General features: G+C 59.4%; 13 protein-coding genes. 6 read left to right on the forward strand and 7 right to left on the reverse strand.

The features are described from left to right. Position 1 precedes the first annotated feature (1 nt). Positions 2-988, reverse strand: a complete 987-nt coding sequence (locus FHG09_RS00050) for a hypothetical protein (protein ID WP_152345673.1) — start codon at positions 986-988, stop codon at positions 2-4. Further along, the gene (locus FHG09_RS00055) at positions 981-2288 is read right to left on the reverse strand and encodes a glycosyltransferase family 4 protein (RefSeq protein ID WP_193627222.1); all 1308 of its coding nucleotides are present in this window, start codon (positions 2286-2288) and stop codon (positions 981-983) included. The genes FHG09_RS00050 and FHG09_RS00055 overlap by 8 nt, the downstream gene beginning before the upstream one ends. A 589-nt stretch (positions 2289-2877) precedes the next feature. On the opposite strand from FHG09_RS00055, the gene FHG09_RS00060 reads away from it, so the two are divergent. After that, entirely contained in the window at positions 2878-3342 is a 465-nt protein-coding gene (locus tag FHG09_RS00060; protein WP_152345675.1) for a hypothetical protein, read from the forward strand. Positions 3343-3409: 67 nt separating this feature from the next. On the opposite strand, the gene FHG09_RS00065 is transcribed toward FHG09_RS00060, so the two are convergent. Beyond that, positions 3410-4834, reverse strand: a complete 1425-nt coding sequence (locus FHG09_RS00065) for a hypothetical protein (protein WP_152345676.1) — start codon at positions 4832-4834, stop codon at positions 3410-3412. Positions 4835-5455: 621 nt separating this feature from the next. Here FHG09_RS00065 and FHG09_RS00070 point away from each other — a divergent pair. Then, entirely contained in the window at positions 5456-7099 is a 1644-nt protein-coding gene (locus FHG09_RS00070) for a glycosyltransferase (RefSeq protein ID WP_227492457.1), read from the forward strand. Here the strand turns inward: FHG09_RS00070 and wecB are convergent. After that, positions 7087-8202 carry a non-hydrolyzing UDP-N-acetylglucosamine 2-epimerase gene (gene wecB / locus FHG09_RS00075; protein ID WP_152346221.1) on the reverse strand — a complete coding sequence of 372 codons (1116 nt, stop codon included), beginning with the start codon at positions 8200-8202 and terminating at the stop codon, positions 7087-7089. The genes FHG09_RS00070 and wecB overlap by 13 nt on opposite strands. 185 nt (positions 8203-8387) lie before the next feature. Here wecB and wecC point away from each other — a divergent pair, with 185 nt between their 5' ends. Together wecC and FHG09_RS00085 are read left to right on the forward strand one after the other, a co-directional pair. Next, positions 8388-9647 carry a UDP-N-acetyl-D-mannosamine dehydrogenase gene (gene wecC / locus FHG09_RS00080; protein ID WP_152345677.1) on the forward strand — a complete coding sequence of 420 codons (1260 nt, stop codon included), beginning with the start codon at positions 8388-8390 and terminating at the stop codon, positions 9645-9647. A 193-nt stretch (positions 9648-9840) separates the two neighbouring features. Next, a complete protein-coding gene (locus FHG09_RS00085) occupies positions 9841-11829 on the forward strand; it encodes an acetoacetate--CoA ligase (protein ID WP_152345678.1) in 1989 nt (662 codons plus the stop codon). Between the two features lie 99 nt (positions 11830-11928). On the opposite strand, the gene FHG09_RS00090 is transcribed toward FHG09_RS00085, so the two are convergent. From FHG09_RS00090 to FHG09_RS00100, 3 genes are all read right to left on the reverse strand, one after another. Next, a complete protein-coding gene (locus FHG09_RS00090) occupies positions 11929-12681 on the reverse strand; it encodes an OBAP family protein (RefSeq protein WP_152345679.1) in 753 nt (250 codons plus the stop codon). Between the two features lie 682 nt (positions 12682-13363). Then, positions 13364-13984, reverse strand: a complete 621-nt coding sequence (locus FHG09_RS00095; RefSeq protein ID WP_152345680.1) for a helix-turn-helix domain-containing protein — start codon at positions 13982-13984, stop codon at positions 13364-13366. Positions 13985-14112: 128 nt separating this feature from the next. Continuing rightward, complete coding sequence (locus FHG09_RS00100) at positions 14113-15477, reverse strand: NAD-dependent succinate-semialdehyde dehydrogenase (protein ID WP_152345681.1); 1365 nt, start codon at positions 15475-15477, stop codon at positions 14113-14115. A 296-nt stretch (positions 15478-15773) separates the two neighbouring features. Here FHG09_RS00100 and FHG09_RS00105 point away from each other — a divergent pair, with 296 nt between their 5' ends. Beyond that, a complete protein-coding gene (locus FHG09_RS00105) occupies positions 15774-17255 on the forward strand; it encodes an APC family permease (RefSeq protein WP_152345682.1) in 1482 nt (493 codons plus the stop codon). A gap of 84 nt (positions 17256-17339) precedes the next feature. Next, on the forward strand, positions 17340-18803 hold the full coding sequence (locus tag FHG09_RS00110) for an aspartate aminotransferase family protein (RefSeq protein WP_227492458.1): 1464 nt from the start codon (positions 17340-17342) through the stop codon (positions 18801-18803). Positions 18804-19031 lie beyond the last annotated feature (228 nt).

Raw genomic sequence — 19031 nt, forward strand, 5'->3', positions numbered from 1 at the left:
GTCACAGCCTCTCTGCGTCCGGCTCGAACCGATTGAGCAGTCCATTCTTCACCAACTCAGTAAGCGACGAGTCTACCGCCGAGATCGGGTCATGTGCGCTCGACGATTTACCACGCGTCTTTTGAGGAGCCGAATCTTGTCGAAAGGTAGCTGATGTCTCGAGAAGATCTTCGAGGCCGGTGGACGGCGCCGATATGGCCGCGCGCAACCATGTGCTATACCCCTCCATCGGAACCGCCCCTCCGTGACCCGGCTTTCCCCAGTAATCCGATTGGACAATTAGTTTCTCTTGCTCCGGCTCCCCGGTGTTGTAGCAAGCGGACATGAACGGTGTCAGTTGCAACGCGGAATGCTTAAAGTCTCCCTGACTCTGCACGTACACTACGGTATTGTCGAAGCCCTTCTCGTAGAGGCTCGTTACGTCAGTGCATGCCACTTCCCCGACTTCTTCAAGCGACCTGCCAGACCAGCATTTCTCAAGGTACAAAGACACAGCCCGCGGTGCGAAATGACGCTGAAGATTGGTCTGGGGCACCATCACCAGCGCGACACTTCCTGGATCAAAGTACGAACAGTAGAGTGCGGCGAATCCTCCCGCGGAGCTCCCCAGATACACTACGCGCTTGGGCGCGAGTGCGGTGCGCAGACTTCCAATGAACTGCACCAGCGCGCCCTGTACATCCAACTCCTCGTGGCCGGCGTACCAGGCGCAAGAAAAACCCTCGCGAGCCATCATCGTCGGGTCGGAAATGCTGATCTGATGTGCACTGCTGTTGAACGACTTCAGATTGCCCTGGAACGCGGGCAACGATCTGAGATCCCTCTTAACTGCGCCATGGAATCGAATAACTAGTGGGGCATTATCAAATGGGGCGCGAATGAATTTGAAGTGAATATCAGCCCCATTAAGGGGGACGCATTCCTGAACCTCAATTCCAGGCTTCACGTCCAACAATTTGGTAATTTGATCCGTCACTGTATCAACCATCCAGAACTTTCATGTAGGGGAACACGGGGAGCGTGTTGACGCCCGTGAAAGACTCCACAGCGCCACGCGCCAATTCTTCGATCTGCTCGACGTGAGCCTCCACCCGATAGTGCTTGTGACGCTCAAAAGCGCAGACCGATGCTCGGTGCAGCCGCTCAGGTGTCAGCGCGTCAATGAGCGCGACGACGTTGGAACCCGTGAACTCGTCTAGAAGCCATCCCGAACGACCGTCCTCGATAATCTCGGCCGGTCCCGGAGCATAACTAGCCGCAATCACCGGGACCCCGAACGACATAGACTCGACGACAACATTGCCAAACGACTCTTTCTTAGACGGAACTACGAGCAACGCCAGATCCTGGTAGATCACTGTCTTGTCAGTCTCGTTGAGGACTATCTCGAACTGGTCCTCCAGGCCCTGCTCCTCGATCATTAACCTGAACCGCGAATAATCTGGAGAATTTCGACCGTCCGTGGTGTACACCCGGATAGGACCCCAGGATCGCTCGCGGAGCGATTGAGCGACGTCCAGCAGCTTCGCACAGTCCTTCGCGTGGAAGTCGATGCGCCCGACGTACCCGATGCGCACGTTTTTCGACACGTCGTACATGTTAAGCGCACGCTGCTTGACTGGTGCGAAACCTCTCACCTGACCATGGATGCCCAACTGCCGCTGAAAGTTGATATCGCCCTCGGAGAAGGACATGATCCTCATCGCGCGGAAGTCGCGCACATACTCGCGATCTTTGAGGACTTTCGAGTCCTGAAGCATAAAAGCCAGTTGTCCCGCGGAAATGTAGATGATCGGGAACTGCTGAATGCGCTCTCGAACGGCAATCGGGAACGATCGGATAGCGTTGTTCGAGATGACCATAGCGGTATCGGTTGGCAACCACGCGTTCAGAGCTCGTTCAAATTCGACAGGGTCGGTCGCGTAGCAGTATTCGCCAGCTTGCCTCCCACCGTTGGCCGATCTTGCCGTGATCGCGCAGTACTCGACGGACCGCGATTGCCCATGTGACAAGGTGGTGCGTGTCCTGGACGCCATTCCGCCAATCGTAGAGATATCAGGTACGACGAATATCAGTCGTCTCAGCGCACGGACATCGGGGACAGGCTTCCGCCCCATCATCTTTCCGTATTTCTGATAATGCTCATGCGGTTCCATACCGAGCGCTCTCACGTCCGGATACGCGCTCTGATACCACAAGGGGTCGAAATCCCGCTCAACAACTTCACTCGTCACAAGTTCTTCACATATCCTCACGGTTGCGCAAGCGGTGCTCTGCCAAGTTGCCATCGGAGCCAGTCTAAGCATCACCGACGCGTAACAGGATGTCAAACGTGGTACCGACTCGAACCTGGCGGACCAGTGTCGGCATGAACCGCGTCTTTCAGGGGGTGCTCCTATATTTATTTGTGGGCCCCGCAGGGGGTCTGGTCTCGGGTCCTGGCATGGCTGATTTTCCCTGTCTTTGATGATCCGGGAGGGAGGAGTTCGAATACCGGTTGATGATGTCGGTCTCGGCGCCCAGCTATGCCCCAGCACTCGCGGCGTAGTCATGGCGAGAGTGCTGAGGCATAGCTGAACCCCGCTCCTATCGACCGGTCATACCTGAGTTCCACAACTTTAGTTTCCCGGAAACCGGTCGGGCAGTAGCTCAGCCGCTATTTCCTTCGCCTCCCCAGTGATCTCGGGATCGAAGGTGATGTCCTGGCCACCAACGCGCCCGGTGAACTCCCGCAACGGCCGCAAGCTCGTAATGATCTTCTTCAACGACGCCCCAGTCGCGTCCTGCATATAAACTGCACTCGACCTGACTTCAGCGGAAGACGAAGGACACTGACTGACGGTCATGCGAGACCGCAGAGCATCTGCAAGCACCATATTGAATGAAGATACCGAGCGTGACTTCGTGGTCGTTGATCTCCTCGAGGAGATCTGCGGCACGGTGAACGCGGGCAGAGGCTTCTTTGTCACCTATCACGACCGACTTCGACGGAAGGATGGTGTCCCGCTCATTGAGCGATTAATCGGTTCTGAAGAACATCGATCACCAAGGCTGAGCACGCCGAATCAGCTCAGTTCTGCCATCGAAGCGTCGAGTGCCACCTTATTAGTTCTGGATATAGATGCAGCAAGACGTAAATCTAACGATTGGGACTGGCTGCGCATCCCTCAACCGACTGAGACGTTTTTATCGCAATGGCACCATCGGGTCCATGAAGCCTGTGACGTCCTGAAAAGCGCAATCTGGTTTGAGGAAACGGATCGTTTCAAATCGCTCGCTTCCACTATCGAACTCGCAGCAGGGGACCTCGCATCGGTAGTTGCCCAAAGTCAGAGGTGGTAGCGCCGACCAGAGCCTCGAAGGCAGATTCGACAACCAAATCAGATGCCTGTTCTCAGTCGCCTCCGTCCTAGTGCGCCGAGGACTCCGGCCACACCTTTGGATTAATGGGAAGTTTCAACAGTTCGGGAGCTGTCATCTGAATCATCCTATAAAAGATAGTCCCAGCTTCCCTATCAGCCGCGTTGAGTCCAAGCATCAACTCGAAGATTCTGCGGGAGTTGAACGGTATAAATGCTTCTGCGTAGAAGTCTCGTTCGTTCATAGCAGGCCCGTGCCACGTGCCCATTCGATGCTCCCAGTAGAAAAGGTCGAATGGATCAATCAGACCCAATGTCTGTTCGTAATCCGTGTCGACTACATACCGTCTGAAAGCGTCCTTAGCCACATGTGTCCAACTCTCGTCCCCGAAAGCAGCGATTCTGCGATTGGCCGAGGCACGCATTTTGCGCCGGTGGAGGGCCGCCATCGACTCTGCGTCAATAGGAGCCGACGCGCCGAGCCTCTCCAATTTCGCGTAGAAGCGTCGCCCGATCTCCAGGAGATTGCCTGTGACAGCAAATGATTCGTGACCGGGAAACCACTCCATAAGTCCTTGAACGACGTTTACGTGATGCGGTAAGTAGTGCGCACGAGCGAGCCTATGTTGCAGACCAGGCCCATTGCCAGGGTTTGGAATCATAGCGTGCGGAACGTCTGCCTGCTTCGCAAGATCACGGGCGAACGCACGATCCACCGCAGTGTCGCTCTTTGTCCCATAGGTGTATGTCTCTACAGACACTCCGGTGTGAAGGACCATCGCCAGCAGCACACGGGAGTCCAGCCCCGCGGTCAGCGCTAATCGCAGATTGTGCCCTTGTGCTGCTACTCGGATCGACCGTGTCACCTGTTCAATGACCCGTGCAGCGGCATCGTCGACATCTGCCTCCGGCACTGATCGGGACGGCCAAAAGCGGACTACGCAGGATCGCGCGAGGTCCAGATAGGTATTGGGGGTCAAGACTTTCGTGCGGGAGAATGGAGTCCGGTTTCCCGGAAAACCATGTTGTACTGGGAGCTTCGATCTGACGATCTGCTCCCCCAGTGACTCTTCCACTAGTAATGCATGTGAAGCGACAATCCCTCGTTCCGGAGCGTAGAACACCGATCGCATCGAGGTCGCATCGTTGACTATCTTCAGATGACCGACACTTCCGAATATCACAGCATATCTGCCGGCGAAGTCTGACAGGGCCTCGAGGAGCGCATCATCTTTCTGTTGCAATCGCCCAAGCAAATATTTCGGGACGCCCTCTATTGGCGGCTCAAACGTCGGGACACAAACACCAATGACAACGACGAGCAGCTTGCCTTCCCGCGCAACGTCAATTGAGGTCCACGGGTGTATCCAAAAATTGGGTAAGACGGGGCCAGGTTCGAAAGTACCTGGTGGCGTCACTATCGAAGTGGCAAGCAGGAATCCCCTGGGATAGTCGGGCTCATCATCCAACCGCATGGCAACTATGATAACTGGCTAGCGACTCATAGTCCGAGCAGTCGACAGCGTCAGATAGGACGCCTCTAGTTGCGGCAGAAACACAACTCAAATCATTAAGTAGGATGCACCAAACTTCCTCAAGCCATCGCAAGAGCCTTGGCGAACGGAGCTGATGGGCGAATGTCGACGATATTCACTGAAGCAGCGTTGAGTGCTCGAAGAAATTTGCACGAACTCTTCGAGCACCTTCAATCTCAATGTGGGCACCTGGGGGTCCTTACCGCTGTATCATAGTTATCGGCCCTCTCAGGGCAGACCAAGGTTAACGCAATACAGGCCCCGGCGAGTCTCAATCGGGATTCAGCAGGGGAGGAGATAAGGGATCCGAGTTTGACATCTTCGCAACTTCGAACCCTCAGGACCGCGATCTGGCATCTGCGTCACGGCGGCCTCTCGCAAGTCAGAACGTGGTACAGGCGCAGTTTCATCTCACAGAGAGTTGCCGAGGCTCCTACGACGATTTCCACCTCTTCACTAGAAGGCGTCGACCTCGCACAGATTTTCCCGCAACTTCCTGCCGCCAAACGAGACCCAGTCTTTTCCAGCCTGCGCGTAGGCGCCATCCTAGATGAATTTTCAATGGAGTCCTTCGGCTACGAGTGGAATCTCATCCCGCTGAATCGCAGAGCATGGCAGCAACAGTTGTACGACGTCGACTTCGTATTTCTAGAGTCAGCGTGGAACGGCAACTCGGGAGAGTGGAAGTACCAGCTGACAGGCGACTCGGGTCCGAAGAATGAAATCATCGCCCTGCTCGCAGCCTGCCGGAAGCGCGGTATTCCGATCGTGTTCTGGAATAAGGAAGATCCGCCTCATTTTGACGATTTCCTTCCTTTGGCGAAGCTCTGTGATGTCGCATTCACGAGCGATTCCAGGCTTGTGACTCGCTATCAGGCTGAACTCGGCCATTCCAGAGTGGCTACACTGCCTTTTGCCGCACAACCAGCCATCCACTCCCCTGCACGCCCGGCTCAGAACTTCGCAGTTCGAGACATCGCATTCGCAGGAATGTACTTCGCACACAAATTCCCCGAACGGCGAGAACAGATGGATATGCTCCTGGGGGCCGCTGCCGATGCGTCGGGACGGATGGAGTATGGTCTCGAAATATTCTCACGTTTCCTCGGCGACGATGAGCGATACCAGTTTCCGGGCCAGCTCGCCGAACACGTCATCGGTTCCCTCCCCTACCGCAATCTGCTCACTGCCTACAAGTACTACAAGGTGTTCCTCAATGTGAACTCCGTCGTCGACTCGCCAAGCATGTGCGCGCGGAGAATCTTCGAGATCATTGCAGCGGGAACGCCTGTCGTAACCACTCCCAGTGCCGCGACAAGTGAATTCTTCCCGCGGGACGAGTTGCCTCAGCCCGAGAGCAGACACGATGCTGAACTCGTTCTGCGCGCATTCGTCCGGAGCCGGGAACTTCGTGAGCGGACTGTGCACAAAGCTCAGCGACGGATCTGGCGCGAACACACCTACAGCCAGCGGGCAATGACTGTAATGGACAGCCTCAACATCGCCTACGAAAATCCGTTTCCACAATCCATTTCCACCGTAGTTTCGACTAATCGTCCAGACCATCTCGATAATGTCATCGCAACTCATGCCAGGCAGCTTCACGACGATCGCCAATTAGTGCTCGTCACTCATGGGTTCGAGGTGCCAGCTGACTTCGCCGGCCGCGCGAAGGATGCCGGAATCGGCGATTTCGTGATTGTTCACGTCCCTGGAGACCGAACCCTCGGTGAGTGCCTGAACGCCGGCGTCGCTGCAAGCAGCGGAGATGTGATTGCGAAAATGGACGATGATGACATCTATGGCGAACACTACCTCTCAGACCAGCTGGCTGCACTGAGATACTCGACGGCCGATCTTGTCGGAAAACAAGCCCACTACCTTCATCTGCGCGGGCGCAATATCGTCATGTGCAGATTCCCGGAACGCGAGCACAGATTCACGGACTTGGTCATGGGACCGACGCTGATCGGCCGCCGCGACCTTTTCGAACAGTTCCCCTTTGCCCACCGCACACTCGGCGAGGACACGGATTTCCAGCGCCGCCTCGTCGAGGCTGGCGCCAGCATCTACTCAGCGGATCGGTTCAATTTCGTTCAGGTCCGCGGGGATCACGCTCACACGTGGTCAGTTGATGACGATCTGCTTCTCGCAAACAGCAACGTCCATTCATACGGGTTCGCAGCCGACCACTACTGCTTCTGAGTTACGGAGAGCAGGTCGTTCATAATGTCGACGCTTCTTCCAGCGGAATGCCCGTCTCCATAGGGGTTCACAGCGTTTGCCATATCCCGGTAAGCTTTTTTGTCGTCAAGCAGGCGGGAAACCTCCGTGATGATCCTCTCCATGTCCGTGCCGATGAGCTTCACAGTACCGGCAACGACGGCTTCGGGCCGTTCCGTATTCTCCCGAAGGACAAGAACGGGCTTCCCCAGGCTCGGCGCTTCTTCCTGAATGCCGCCCGAGTCCGTGAGCACGATGTCGGACTTCGCAATGAGATGTGAGAACTCACCGTATTCAACCGGCTCGATGGGCACGACGTTGTCAAGATCTTCGATCTGCGGAGCAATCGATGCCCGAACCTTCGGGTTCTTATGGGCCGGCCACACGATGAGGAGATCCGGGTGCTTAAGTGCCAGGTGGCGCATCGCTCTGCCGATGTTGACCATGTTCTCACCGAGGTTCTCACGGCGGTGGGTCGTGACCAACAGGACTCGGCGCTCGTCCTTCTCAAGATCGGCAAGCCCTGGGATGGAATTCTTCGCCTGTCGCTCGACGGCCCAATGAAGAGCATCGATGACAGTGTTGCCGATGACGTGGATGTTCTCTTCGGGAACGCCGTCTGCCAGCAGGTTCGATCGCGAGACCATCGTCGGGGCAAGGTGGACACGGGCGATCTGAGAGACGATTTTGCGGTTGGCCTCTTCGGGGAACGGTGAACTGATGTCACCGCTGCGCAGTCCGGCTTCGAGGTGGACGACCGGGATCTCTCTGTTGAACGCAGCGATCGCAGCGCCCATCACGGTCGTCGTGTCCCCCTGGACGAGGACGGCATCAGGCCGGTGCTCCTCGAGGACCATGTCGATCTTGGTGATGACGCTGCCGGCGATCGCGTTGAGCGTCTGGTCGTGAGCCATGAGGTTGAGATCGACATCGGGGACGATGTCGAAGACTTCGTTCACCTGATCAAGCATTTCCCGATGTTGTGCAGTGACAACGACGATCGGCCTGAGCGTCGTGTCGCTCTCGAGCGCCTTTATCACGGGGGCGACCTTGATAGCCTCAGGGCGGGTTCCGTAGATCACCATGACTGAGGGGTTCGAGATCTCACTGACGATGCTCAAGAAGGCTCCTACTCGAAAGCGGCATGACCAAGCAAATCTAACACTGGTGCGCCTTAAGTCCGCAGTTCCGATAGTCGGACTCATTTCCTCTATTCAAAGAAACTTATTACCATCTCACATGACGTCATAAAATGTTTGGAGTCTCAGAAATGTCCCCCAGCCTTGCTGGCCAGCGCCCGTCAGTTGCCGTCATCGGACTCGGATATATAGGGTTGCCGACCGCTGCGGTGCTGGCAAGCTCGGGGGCTAACGTTATCGGTGTCGACATCAACTCCACCGCGGTGGAGACAATCAACGCCGGTCAGGTTCCGTTCATCGAACCCGACATGGTGACCACTGTGGCCGGCGTCGTCTCACAGGGGTATCTGCGAGCCACGACCGAGACCCCGCACGCGGACAACTACATCGTCGCTGTGCCGACACCATTCAAGGACCGGCACGAACCGGACCTGTCCTATATCGAGAACGCAGGCAAACAGATTGCTCCTCTGCTCGAAGGCAATGAGCTCATCATCCTCGAATCGACCTCGCCTCCCGGAGCAACCGAGTTCCTCGCTGAAACGATTCTGTCGCAGCGCCCTGATCTGACGCTCGAGGAGAACACGGCGAAGACGATCTACTTTGCTCACTGCCCTGAGCGCGTCCTGCCCGGCCGCATCATGATCGAGCTGCGGACAAACGACCGGATTATCGGTAACCTCAACGGCAACGCGGGCGAACGCGCTCGCGACCTCTACCAGCTGTTCTGTGAGGGCGAGTTCCTCATGACCGATGCTCGGACGGCAGAGCTGTCCAAGCTGACCGAGAACGCCTACCGCGACGTCAACATCGCCTTCGCCAATGAACTGTCGATGATCGCCGATGGTCTCGATATCAACGTCTGGGAACTCATCGAGTTGGCCAATCACCATCCTCGCGTCAATATCCTGCAGCCAGGCCCAGGAGTAGGCGGCCACTGCATCGCTGTGGATCCCTGGTTTATTGTCGCTACTGCTCCGGAGCAGTCTTCTCTCATCAAGACTGCGCGCAATGTCAACGATTCCAAGCCCGGGTTCGTCCTCGACAAACTCATCCCGCAGGCAAAGCGCATCAATGAGGTGAAGATCGCCACGCTCGGGTTGGCGTTCAAGCCAAATATCGATGACTTGCGCGAGAGCCCGGCACGTCAGATTGTCAATCGCCTGGCCGAAGAACTTCCTGAAGCGACGATTCTCGCTGTCGAGCCGAACATCGACGAGCTCCCGGCAGAGCTGGAGTCACGCGAGAACGTGACCCTCACCGAGACCGAAGCCGCGATCGAACAGGCAGACATCGTTCTTCTTCTCGTTGACCACTACGAGTTCATCAATCTGGACAGTTCGCTGCTCACGCAGAAGATCGTTCACGATACCCGCGGGGTGTGGGGCTGAGCCTGCAACCCACCACCCCTATCGACTGCGCCGCTGAGAATTCTCAGCGGCGCAGTTGCGTTCTGGATAGCTGGCAAAGGCTGCGGGGGTGGCGGCGTAAAGTGGACTCAACGTCTCCACGGCAGAACGAGTACACCTCGTTTCATCTGGTGGAGACCAAGCTTGTCGCCCGCCGCTGTGCTGAGGAGAAGAATTGACTGCTGAACCGATCTGGCTTCCCGACCCTGATCAGACCCCGCGTCCACAGATCGCCGACTTCACCGACTTCGCCAACCAGCGCACGGGCCAAACTATGGCTGGCTTTGACGATCTGTGGCAATGGTCGGTGGACGACCTCGACGGGTTCTGGGGTGCGGTCTGGGACTTCTTCGATGTCATCGCCGATGAGCCCTACTCCGAAGTCCTCGCCGATCGGTCCATGCCCGGTGCTACCTGGTTCCCCGGCACCCGCCTCAACTACGCCGAACACGCCCTGCGGGCCGGCCTCGACGACAATCTCGCCGACGAGCCCGCCATCATCACCCTCACAGAATCCGGTGAACGCACCGAGACCACCTGGCGCGAACTGCGCCGCCAGGTCGGATCCGTCGCCGCCTGGCTGCGCGACCAAGGAGTCGGAGAAGGCGACCGCGTCGTCGGCTACCTGCCGAACACCCACCACACCCTCATCTCCTTCCTCGCCTCCGCCTCAGTCGGAGCCATCTGGTCCGCCTGCGCCCAGGACTACGCCGCCGAAGGGGCGGCGACGAAGCTCGGCCAGCTCGAACCGACCGTGCTCTTCGCCGCCGACGGCTACCTGTGGAACGGTCAGGCCCTCGACCGACGCGACCAGGTCGCGGACCTGGCCAACCGGATGCCGAGCCTGCGGGCCATAGTCGGGGTGGGCAACCTCGGCGAGGAATTCATCGATGAGCACGGTCAGATCACGAACCTCACGTCCTGGGACGATATCGCCTCCGGGGACGCTGAGCCCGAGTTCGCGCGCGTCGATTTCGATACCCCGCTGTGGGTGCTGTACTCCTCGGGCACGACGGGGATTCCCAAGGGGATCGTGCACAGCCATGGCGGGGTCGTCATCGATCACCTGCGGCTGCTGGGTCTCCACCTCGACATACGGCCGGGTGACCGGTTCTTCTGGTACACGAATACGAACTGGATGATGTGGAACCTCGTCGCCTCGGCGCTGGTGGGCGGTGCGACCACGGTGTGCTTCGACGGCAGTCCCCTCTATCCGGGGCCCGGCCGACTGTGGGAGATCGCTGCGGAGGCGAAGGCGAATGTGCTCGGGGTCAGTCCCGGGATCTTCCTGGCTGGGATGAAGGCCGGGATTGAGCCCGGCAAGGAGCTCGACCTGTCTGCACTGCGGACGATCGGTGCCACCGGTGCCCCGGTGCCCGCCCACTGCTTCCCGTGGGTGCGCGATGCCGTCGGCGAGCGCGTGCAGCTGGCCTCGACGAGCGGCGGCACCGACGTCGTCAGCGGCTTCGCCGGGTCCGCCCCGAACTGTCCGATCTGGGCCGGTGAACTCTCACGTCCCGTCCTCGGCGTGGCTTTGGAGTCGTGGGACGACTCTGGGTGGACTTTGGTTGGCGAGGTCGGGGAGATGGTCATCACCGAACCGATGCCGTCGATGCCGGTGAAGTTCTGGAACGATCCCGACGGTGAGCGCTACCGTGACACATACTTCTCGATGTTCCCCGGAGTCTGGCGCCACGGCGACTGGATCACCATCACCGAGCACGGCAGCGTCATCATCTCCGGCCGCTCGGACGCCACCCTCAACCGGCTGGGTGTGCGCCTGGGCAGTGCCGACATCTACGATGTCGTCGATGGCATCCCCGAGGTGGCCGAATCCCTTGTCATCGGCGCCGAGCAGGCCGACGGCGGGTACTGGATGCCGTTGTTCGTCGTGTTGGCTTCGGGGGCAGTTTTGGATTCCGGGCTGCGGGAGCGGATCGCGCGGGAACTGCGTGAGAAGGCGTCGCCGCGGCATGTGCCCGATGACATCATCGCCGTGCCCGCGATTCCGCACACTCGCACGGGCAAGAAGCTCGAGGTGCCGGTGAAGCGGCTTATTCAGGGGCAGGCGTTGGATCTTGTGGCGAATCCGGATGCTGTGGATTCGTTCGAGGCGCTGGCGTACTTTGCGCGGTTTGCTCAAGGCGGGCGCGCCGGTGATTAAGCGACTGTCGTCGAGGGCTGCGGGCACCGAGTGGACATGACGCGCTTTCGCCACGGCTCCGAGTAACCGACCGCTCTCCGCCTCTGGCGCGTCTCGGTTCTACCGTTTGACGGGTGTTTCCTGCAGAGTCGTCTGCATCGTGCTTCCGCTCTCCCACGAGTTCGCACCCAAGGCGACCTCCGGCATCGGGATGTCTTCGCGGCGTTCGCGGTTGCGCTGCGTCGAAACGCCGACTTCGCGGTCGCGCTCTCGGACCAGCTCTTCGCGGACTTGCCCATCCTCGGTGAAGCCCATCATCAGCTGCGGGGCACCGTAGGGGAAGTCGTGAACGTCGTACTGCCAGGTGTGGAACGTCTTGCCGTAGGTCTTCACCAAGTCCTCGAAGTAGGCGTGTTCGGCGATCTCCGGAACGCCAGGGGCAGTGAGGATTCCGGACTTGATCTCATAATGATGGCTGTGCCAGAGCTTCTTCTCCTCTTCGGGCAGGGAGCGGAACCGGTCTTCACTGATGATGTACTCGATGCCGATCAGACGGGCGTCATGGGCGTTGCGATCGAAGATGACGCACTGGTGCAGGTCATGCTCCAAGTGGATGCAGAAGTGGGCAGCGTGCACCTGGCGTCCGGTGTCGTCGGCATAGATGTGCAGGCCGTCGAGGTACGTGCTCATCGCGCTCAGCGGATACTTTCGCTGCAGGAATGCGGAGCCCAGGTCCAACACTCGGTGCTTCCAGGGATGGCCTCTGCTGGTCTTGAGATTGTTCACGGCCCTGCGACCGGCAAGAGCCGCCGCGATGCCGCCGATGCCGAGGGTCAGTCCGGTGGTGAAGCTCTTCATGTGTGTCACTTCCATAATTCATCGTAAGGCGGATGGTGACACGTTTGAACCCCCTGCAGAAGGCCTGAGGGCTGGTCACCGTTGCCTAGTCCGTTGCACGGCCTCGAATATTGGACATGAGTGCAGGAGCTTGCGTGCCGTCCTTTCAGGGCTTGCCCCCAAGCTCTCTAGACGGTATGAAGTGACACCGCCGTCTCGGTTCAGGGGTTGCGGACCGGGGCCCGCCTCACAAAGAATCGTGGGTTACCGGACACGAAGCCCCGGGCCCGACCTGTCCAACATTTGTGAGAGACCGCAGTGTTCACCGAGCGTACAACCATTGGACTCGACGTGCACGCCCGAAGCGTCGTCGCCGCACCATCGAAACTGGTGGTGCATGTGAAAAACACGGTCCGCTGGCCGAAGACCATTGCGGGCGGACTCACCCGATTGCGGGGCCCGCCGGGATCCGTGTCTGGATAATAGTTCTGGTGTCCGTATTCATGATGAGTTGAGGAAAGCGCCTGGGGGTGGATCCCCGCCCAACCGTGGCGACACACGGCCACCGCGTCGTACCTCAATGGCACAATCACAGCCGAGTGCGAACTCGAGCCCGAGAAGCCTGGTCACAAGCCCACCCGCAAAAAATCGCGGCTAGTAGTCGGATCAGGGTGTCTATAGAATGAAAACGTCCCTTGTGAAACGGAGACACAGTGGTTCAGCTGGCGTGATGGGCGTGGTCGAGCATCGCGATGTAAGCGATGCAGGGCTGCGGTCCGGGATTGCGATAGGCGTGTTCACAATCGGCGGCGAAATAAATCGCGTCACCGGCGTCCAGTATGTGCTCCTCGCCGTCGAGGTTGATCGCCAGGCAGCCATGTTCCACGGCCACGTACTCGGCCCACCCTCCCAGATGCGGCGGGTAGACACCGGCGTCGACGAAAGGGTTGATCTCGATGCGCCCCATTTCGAATTCGACGCCTTCGATCACCGGCGAGGTGACTCGGCGGTGAAATCCGGCGGCCGCGTCCTCGCGAGTGCGATCGTCGACGACTTTTTGTTCCTGCCGGCGCAGAACCGAGACTCGGCTGACCGTCGTCGGCGAAAGCAGACGGGACACGCTAATACCCAGGGCGCCGGCGATCTGGTCGAGCACTAGTACCGTCGGCGACCTGTCACCGCGCTCGATCGCCGAGAGCATGCTCCGGCTCGTCCCGCTGCGCTCGGCCAGCATCGCCAGCGTGAGTTCCTGCCTAGTGCGCTCGGCGCGCATGCGTTGTCCGAGTTCCTCAAGAGAGACCCGAGGGGCACGTGTGTCGCTGGACGGCCGACTGTTCATTGCTCAAGGCTACACAAACCAAGCTGAGGCCGTGTCTGACCGGGCCAAAGTCGTGGTCGGCGGGAGCCTCGCCGGGCGAGATCATGCTGAGGAAGTAGCGCATCTCCGTCGACAGCCGTCAAGCGACGTCAATTGGCGATGCGGATCGTCTTTTTGTTCATGAACTCTTCGATGCCAAGCGGCCCCAACTCGCGGCCGATACCTGAGCGTTTGACTCCGCCGAAGGGCAGATCGGCCTGCGAGCCGCCAGCGGAGTTGATGAAGACCATGCCCACCTCCAACCGCTTTGCCACTCGTACTGCCCGTTCCCGGTCGGAGCTGAAGACGCTGCCGCCGAGACCGAACTTCGTGTCATTGGCCAAGGCGACAGCTTCGTCCTCGCTGCGAACTTTGAAGACGACGACGGCGGGACCGAAGATCTCATCGTCATAAGCCTGCATGCCCGGTTTCACGTCGGTGAGCAAAGCAGGAGAGACGAAGGCGCCTGCGCCATTGACCGGCTCGCCGCCTGAGTGCAGGGTCGCACCCCTGTCGACGGCGTCGTAGACCTGCGTGACGAATTCGTCGGCCGCAGCTTGAGACGACAGCGGGGCGAGCATCGTCTCCGGATCGCTGGGGTTGCCGGGGCGATAGTCCTCGATTCGGCGGGTGAGGGAAGCGATGAAGTCCTCATAGAGGTCGGCCATGATGATCATCCGCTTGGGCGCATTGCACGCTTGGCCGCAGTTGCTCAGACGCGCCGCGGCAGCGATGTCGACGACCTCGTCGAGGTTCTCGGTGTCGAGGACGATGAATGGATCAGATCCGCCGAGCTCGAGGACCACCTTCTTGAGGTTTCTCCCGGCGAGTTCGGCCACTGCCAATCCGGCTTTCTCACTGCCGGTCAGCGAGACACCCTGTAACCGATCATCGGTGAGGATCGCTGGCACCAAGAACGAGGGAGCGAAGAGGTTGATGTAGATGTCTTGAGGAACTCCGCAGCTGTGGATGATCTGCTCGATGGCCGCTGCCGCTCGGGGGCAGTTGCTGGCGTGCTTTAGAAGGATCGTATTGCCCAAGAGCAGATTCGGCGCAGCCAGCCTTGCCACCTGATAGTAAGGGTAGTTCCACGGCATGATGCCGAGGATCGGGCCGATGGGCTCTTTGCGAATATAGGCCTCGGCTCCGGCGACATTGAGCACTTCATCTTGCAAGAGTTCGGGACCACGAGAGGCATAGTACTCGAAGATATCGACGACGAGACTGAGCTCGGCGCGACTCTCCTCGATGCGTTTTCCCATCTCCTCGGTGATGATCATCGCCAACTCTTCGGTTCTTTCGCGAAACGCTTCGGCGATCGCGTGCATCGACTGCGCACGCTTGTCCAGCGGCTGGCTCGACCAGCCTTGGTAGGCCCGATGGGACCGAGCCACAGCATCGGCCACGTCGTCGGCCGAGGCAACAGGGTAGTCTTCGAGAAGCTCATTCGTGGCAGGATTGATCGTTTGGTACATGGGGTCCTCGGTCTCTTTGACTGGCCGGCGTCTTCGCCGAGCGCACTTCGATGGGCGTGAGCCGAATTCTTCCCGCCACCGGACGGTCCTGCAACGAGCTTTCCGGCACGGGCCTGCGCAATATTGCACATACGCAGGCCACCGGCTGTTTGCCGTCTCGGGTGCGAAATCGACCTATTGACACCGGTCACAACGTTGTTCATGATGATTGCAATCCGGCTACTATAGTGGATTTGCTTTCAGATCTGAGCGTACTCTTTACCTGCACGGCGGCCCAACGAAGGGAAAGACGCCCCATGAAGAACAACCCGCTTTCGACCAAGACTTCGGTTGCAGCGCAGCAGACCGGACACTACAAACGCATTCTCACCGTCCCGGCCCTCATCCTCTTCGGCCTGGCCTACATGGTCCCGTTGACCGTGTTCACCACTCTCGGCTATGTCAGCGAGATCAGTGAGGGGCATGTGGCCGCTTCCTATGTGGTCACACTCTCGGCGATGCTGTTCACCGCGCTGAGCTATGCCACGATGGTCCGCGCACAGCCCAGCTCCGGTTCCGCCTACGCCTACGTCCGCGGCAGCTTCGGGGCGAAGACCGGCTTCCTCGCCGGCTGGACCCTCATGCTCGACTACATTCTGCTGCCGATGATCTGCTACCTCTTCTTCGGCATCTACATGCACGAATACGCACCGAGTGTGCCGACCGCAGTGTGGATCATCGGATCCGTCGCCGTCGTCACCGTCCTCAACCTCCTCGGGATCAAGCTCGTTTCCCGAATGAACCTCATCCTCGTTGGCGTCCAACTCGTGTTCATCATCGTCTTCATCTCCGCCTCAATGCGCACAATGAGCGGTCAGGACATCCCCTCCCCCATCAGCCCTTTCATCTCTGAAGGGATGCCGGTCGCTGGCGTCATGGCCGGAGCGGCGATGCTGTGCCTGTCCTTCCTCGGCTTCGATGCCGTGTCCACCTTATCGGAGGAGGCGAAGAACCCGCGGCGCAGCATTCCCAAGGCGATAGTGCTGTGCACCCTCATCGGCGGCGGAATGTTCATCATCATCTCCTACACCGCCCAGATGGTCTTCCCCAGCCACACCTTCGCCAACGTCGATGCCGCCACCCTGGAGGTGATGAATCATGCGGGCGGACAATCGCTGTCAGCCTTCTTCACCGCCTGCTACTGCGCCGGTCTCTTCGCCTGCGCCATGGCCTCGCAGGCGAGTGTGTCAAGGATCATCTACGCGATGGGCCGTGACGGAGCTCTGCCAAAGAACTTCTTCGGCCGCCTCAGCAGCCGCTTCGGAACCCCGGTGAACGCGACCCTCGTCTCCGGCGCCTTCGGCCTCACCGCGCTCTTCATCGATGGCGACGTCGCAACTTCGGTCATCAGCTTCGGCGCTCTCACGGCGTTCACTTTCGTCAACCTCACCGTCATCAAACACCACATCATCGACAGGAAGATGCGCGCTCCGGGTGACTGGCTGCGTTTCGGTCTCCTGCCCACTATCGGTGTGGGACTCACCCTCTGGCTGTGGACCCACCTGTCCGGTCAGACTTTCCTCGTCGGCTTCGCCTGGATCCTAGTCGGCGCCGTGTGGCTGGCCGTGCTGACAAAGATGTTCACCCGGCCGATGCCCACTATCAGTCTCGACGAAGCCCCGGCCTGTGCAGGCCCGCCCGACGCCGCACTTGCCGAGGAGGATCGCTGGCCGCCCACGGGACCGACGAATATCACTGTCGAAGACATCAACGTCAAACCCCCAGAGCGACTTTCTTGAGCCGTTCTTCCATCACCGGTTCGGGCTTAGACCGTTCGTCTCAACCTCAAAACGCACACACCGCAACACCAGCGAAGGAGCTGAATGACCATGTCGACCGACACGATCCGTGAAACTCATACCCCACCCATGCCGACCAGCGCCGCAGCAGGCGAGGAATCTCCGCACGCCCAGCGCAGCGAGTTGCAGGCGATGGCCCAAGAACATCTGCTCATGCATTTCACCGGAGCTGCAGCTTACACCGAAGCACCTCCGGTGATCATGACTCATGGAGAGGGCTGCTGGATCGAAGACGAGACCGGCCACCGGTACTTCGACGCGCTCGCCGGCCTCTTCTGCGTCCAAGTCGGCTACAGCCATGGCGAAGAGATCGGCGAGGCTGTGAAATCGCAGATGATGCAGCTGCCCTACTACACGAACTGGGGCGTCGCCCATCCATCGGCAGTCCGCCTCGCCAGCCGTGTGGCCGACCTCGCCCCCGAGGGGCTTGACCGAGTTTTCTTCACCTCCGGCGGCGGGGAGAGCAACGAATCCGCGATCAAGCTCATCCGTCAGTACCATCAGGCCCGCGGCGAGGGGACACGGACGAAGTTCATCGCCCGTCGTGTCTCCTACCACGGGACGTCCTATGCGGCGCTGTCGATCAACGGGATGACGAACTTCCGCAAGCCGTTCGAACCGCTCATGCACGGGGTCAGGCATGTGTCGAACACTAAACGGTACATGCGACCAGCCGGTGAGACCGACGAACAGCTTACGGCGATCCTCATCGAGGAGATCGAATCCCTCATCCTCCAGGAGGGCGCCGACACGGTCGCCGGGATCTTCGTCGAACCTCTGCAGAACGCCGGCGGCTCCCTCGTGCCTCCGGCCGGCTACTGCCAGGAGCTGCGGCGTCTCAGCGACGAATACGGAGTCCTCCTCGTCGCCGACGAGGTCATCAGCGGCTTCGGCCGCCTCGGCGAATGGTTCGCCTCAACCCGGTTCGGTCTGCGCCCCGACATCGTCACCTTCGCTAAGGGCATCGCGTCGGCACATGTGCCTTTGGGTGGGATGATCGCGAGCAGCAAGGTTGTCGATACCGTACTCAACGGCCCAGCGAAGATGTACATGCATGGGCTGACCTACGGTGGAAGCCCGAGCGCCTGCGCTGCGGCCCTGGCGAACATCGAGATCATGGAACGCGAAGACGTGCTCGCCAACGTCCGCCGCAACGAGGAGCATTTCCGAACGCGGCTGGAGAGCCTCCTGGACTTCGACTTCGTCGGCGATGTCCGCGGGGCGGGTTATCACTTCAGCATCGAGCTCGTCACCGACACGGATACCGGCAGATGGACCGGTCCGATCGCAGCCGAGGACTTCGTCCACGACCATCTCACCCCCGCACTGCACCAAGCGGGAGTGCTCTGTCGAGTGGCCGTCGATCACGGCGGAACTCCGCTCGTGCAATTCTCGCCACCGCTGATCATGACGGCCGAGGAGATCGACTGGCTCGTCGAGCGTGTCCAGGAGGTCTTCACCGAGGTGGCCCCCCTTCTCACAGCGTGAGCAAGCGGCCTCCTGGCTGATGGTGTCTGTCATCTGCGAGGAACGAGCAGCTGCAGGCATAAGACAGAAAGGATCTGCGCAACCAGACGGTTGCGCAGATCCTGCGCGTCATGATGCCAGACCCGACCAGTGCAAATTTGCACAGCACTCTGCTCATTCCTCTCTTGCCGAACACAGTAAATGCACCGAATAATTGATTCCATATCCGAGATCCATCCTTTCTTGAGA

It is taken from the genome of Brevibacterium sp. CFH 10365 (assembly GCF_009299785.1).
Lineage (GTDB): Bacteria > Actinomycetota > Actinomycetes > Actinomycetales > Brevibacteriaceae > Brevibacterium > Brevibacterium limosum.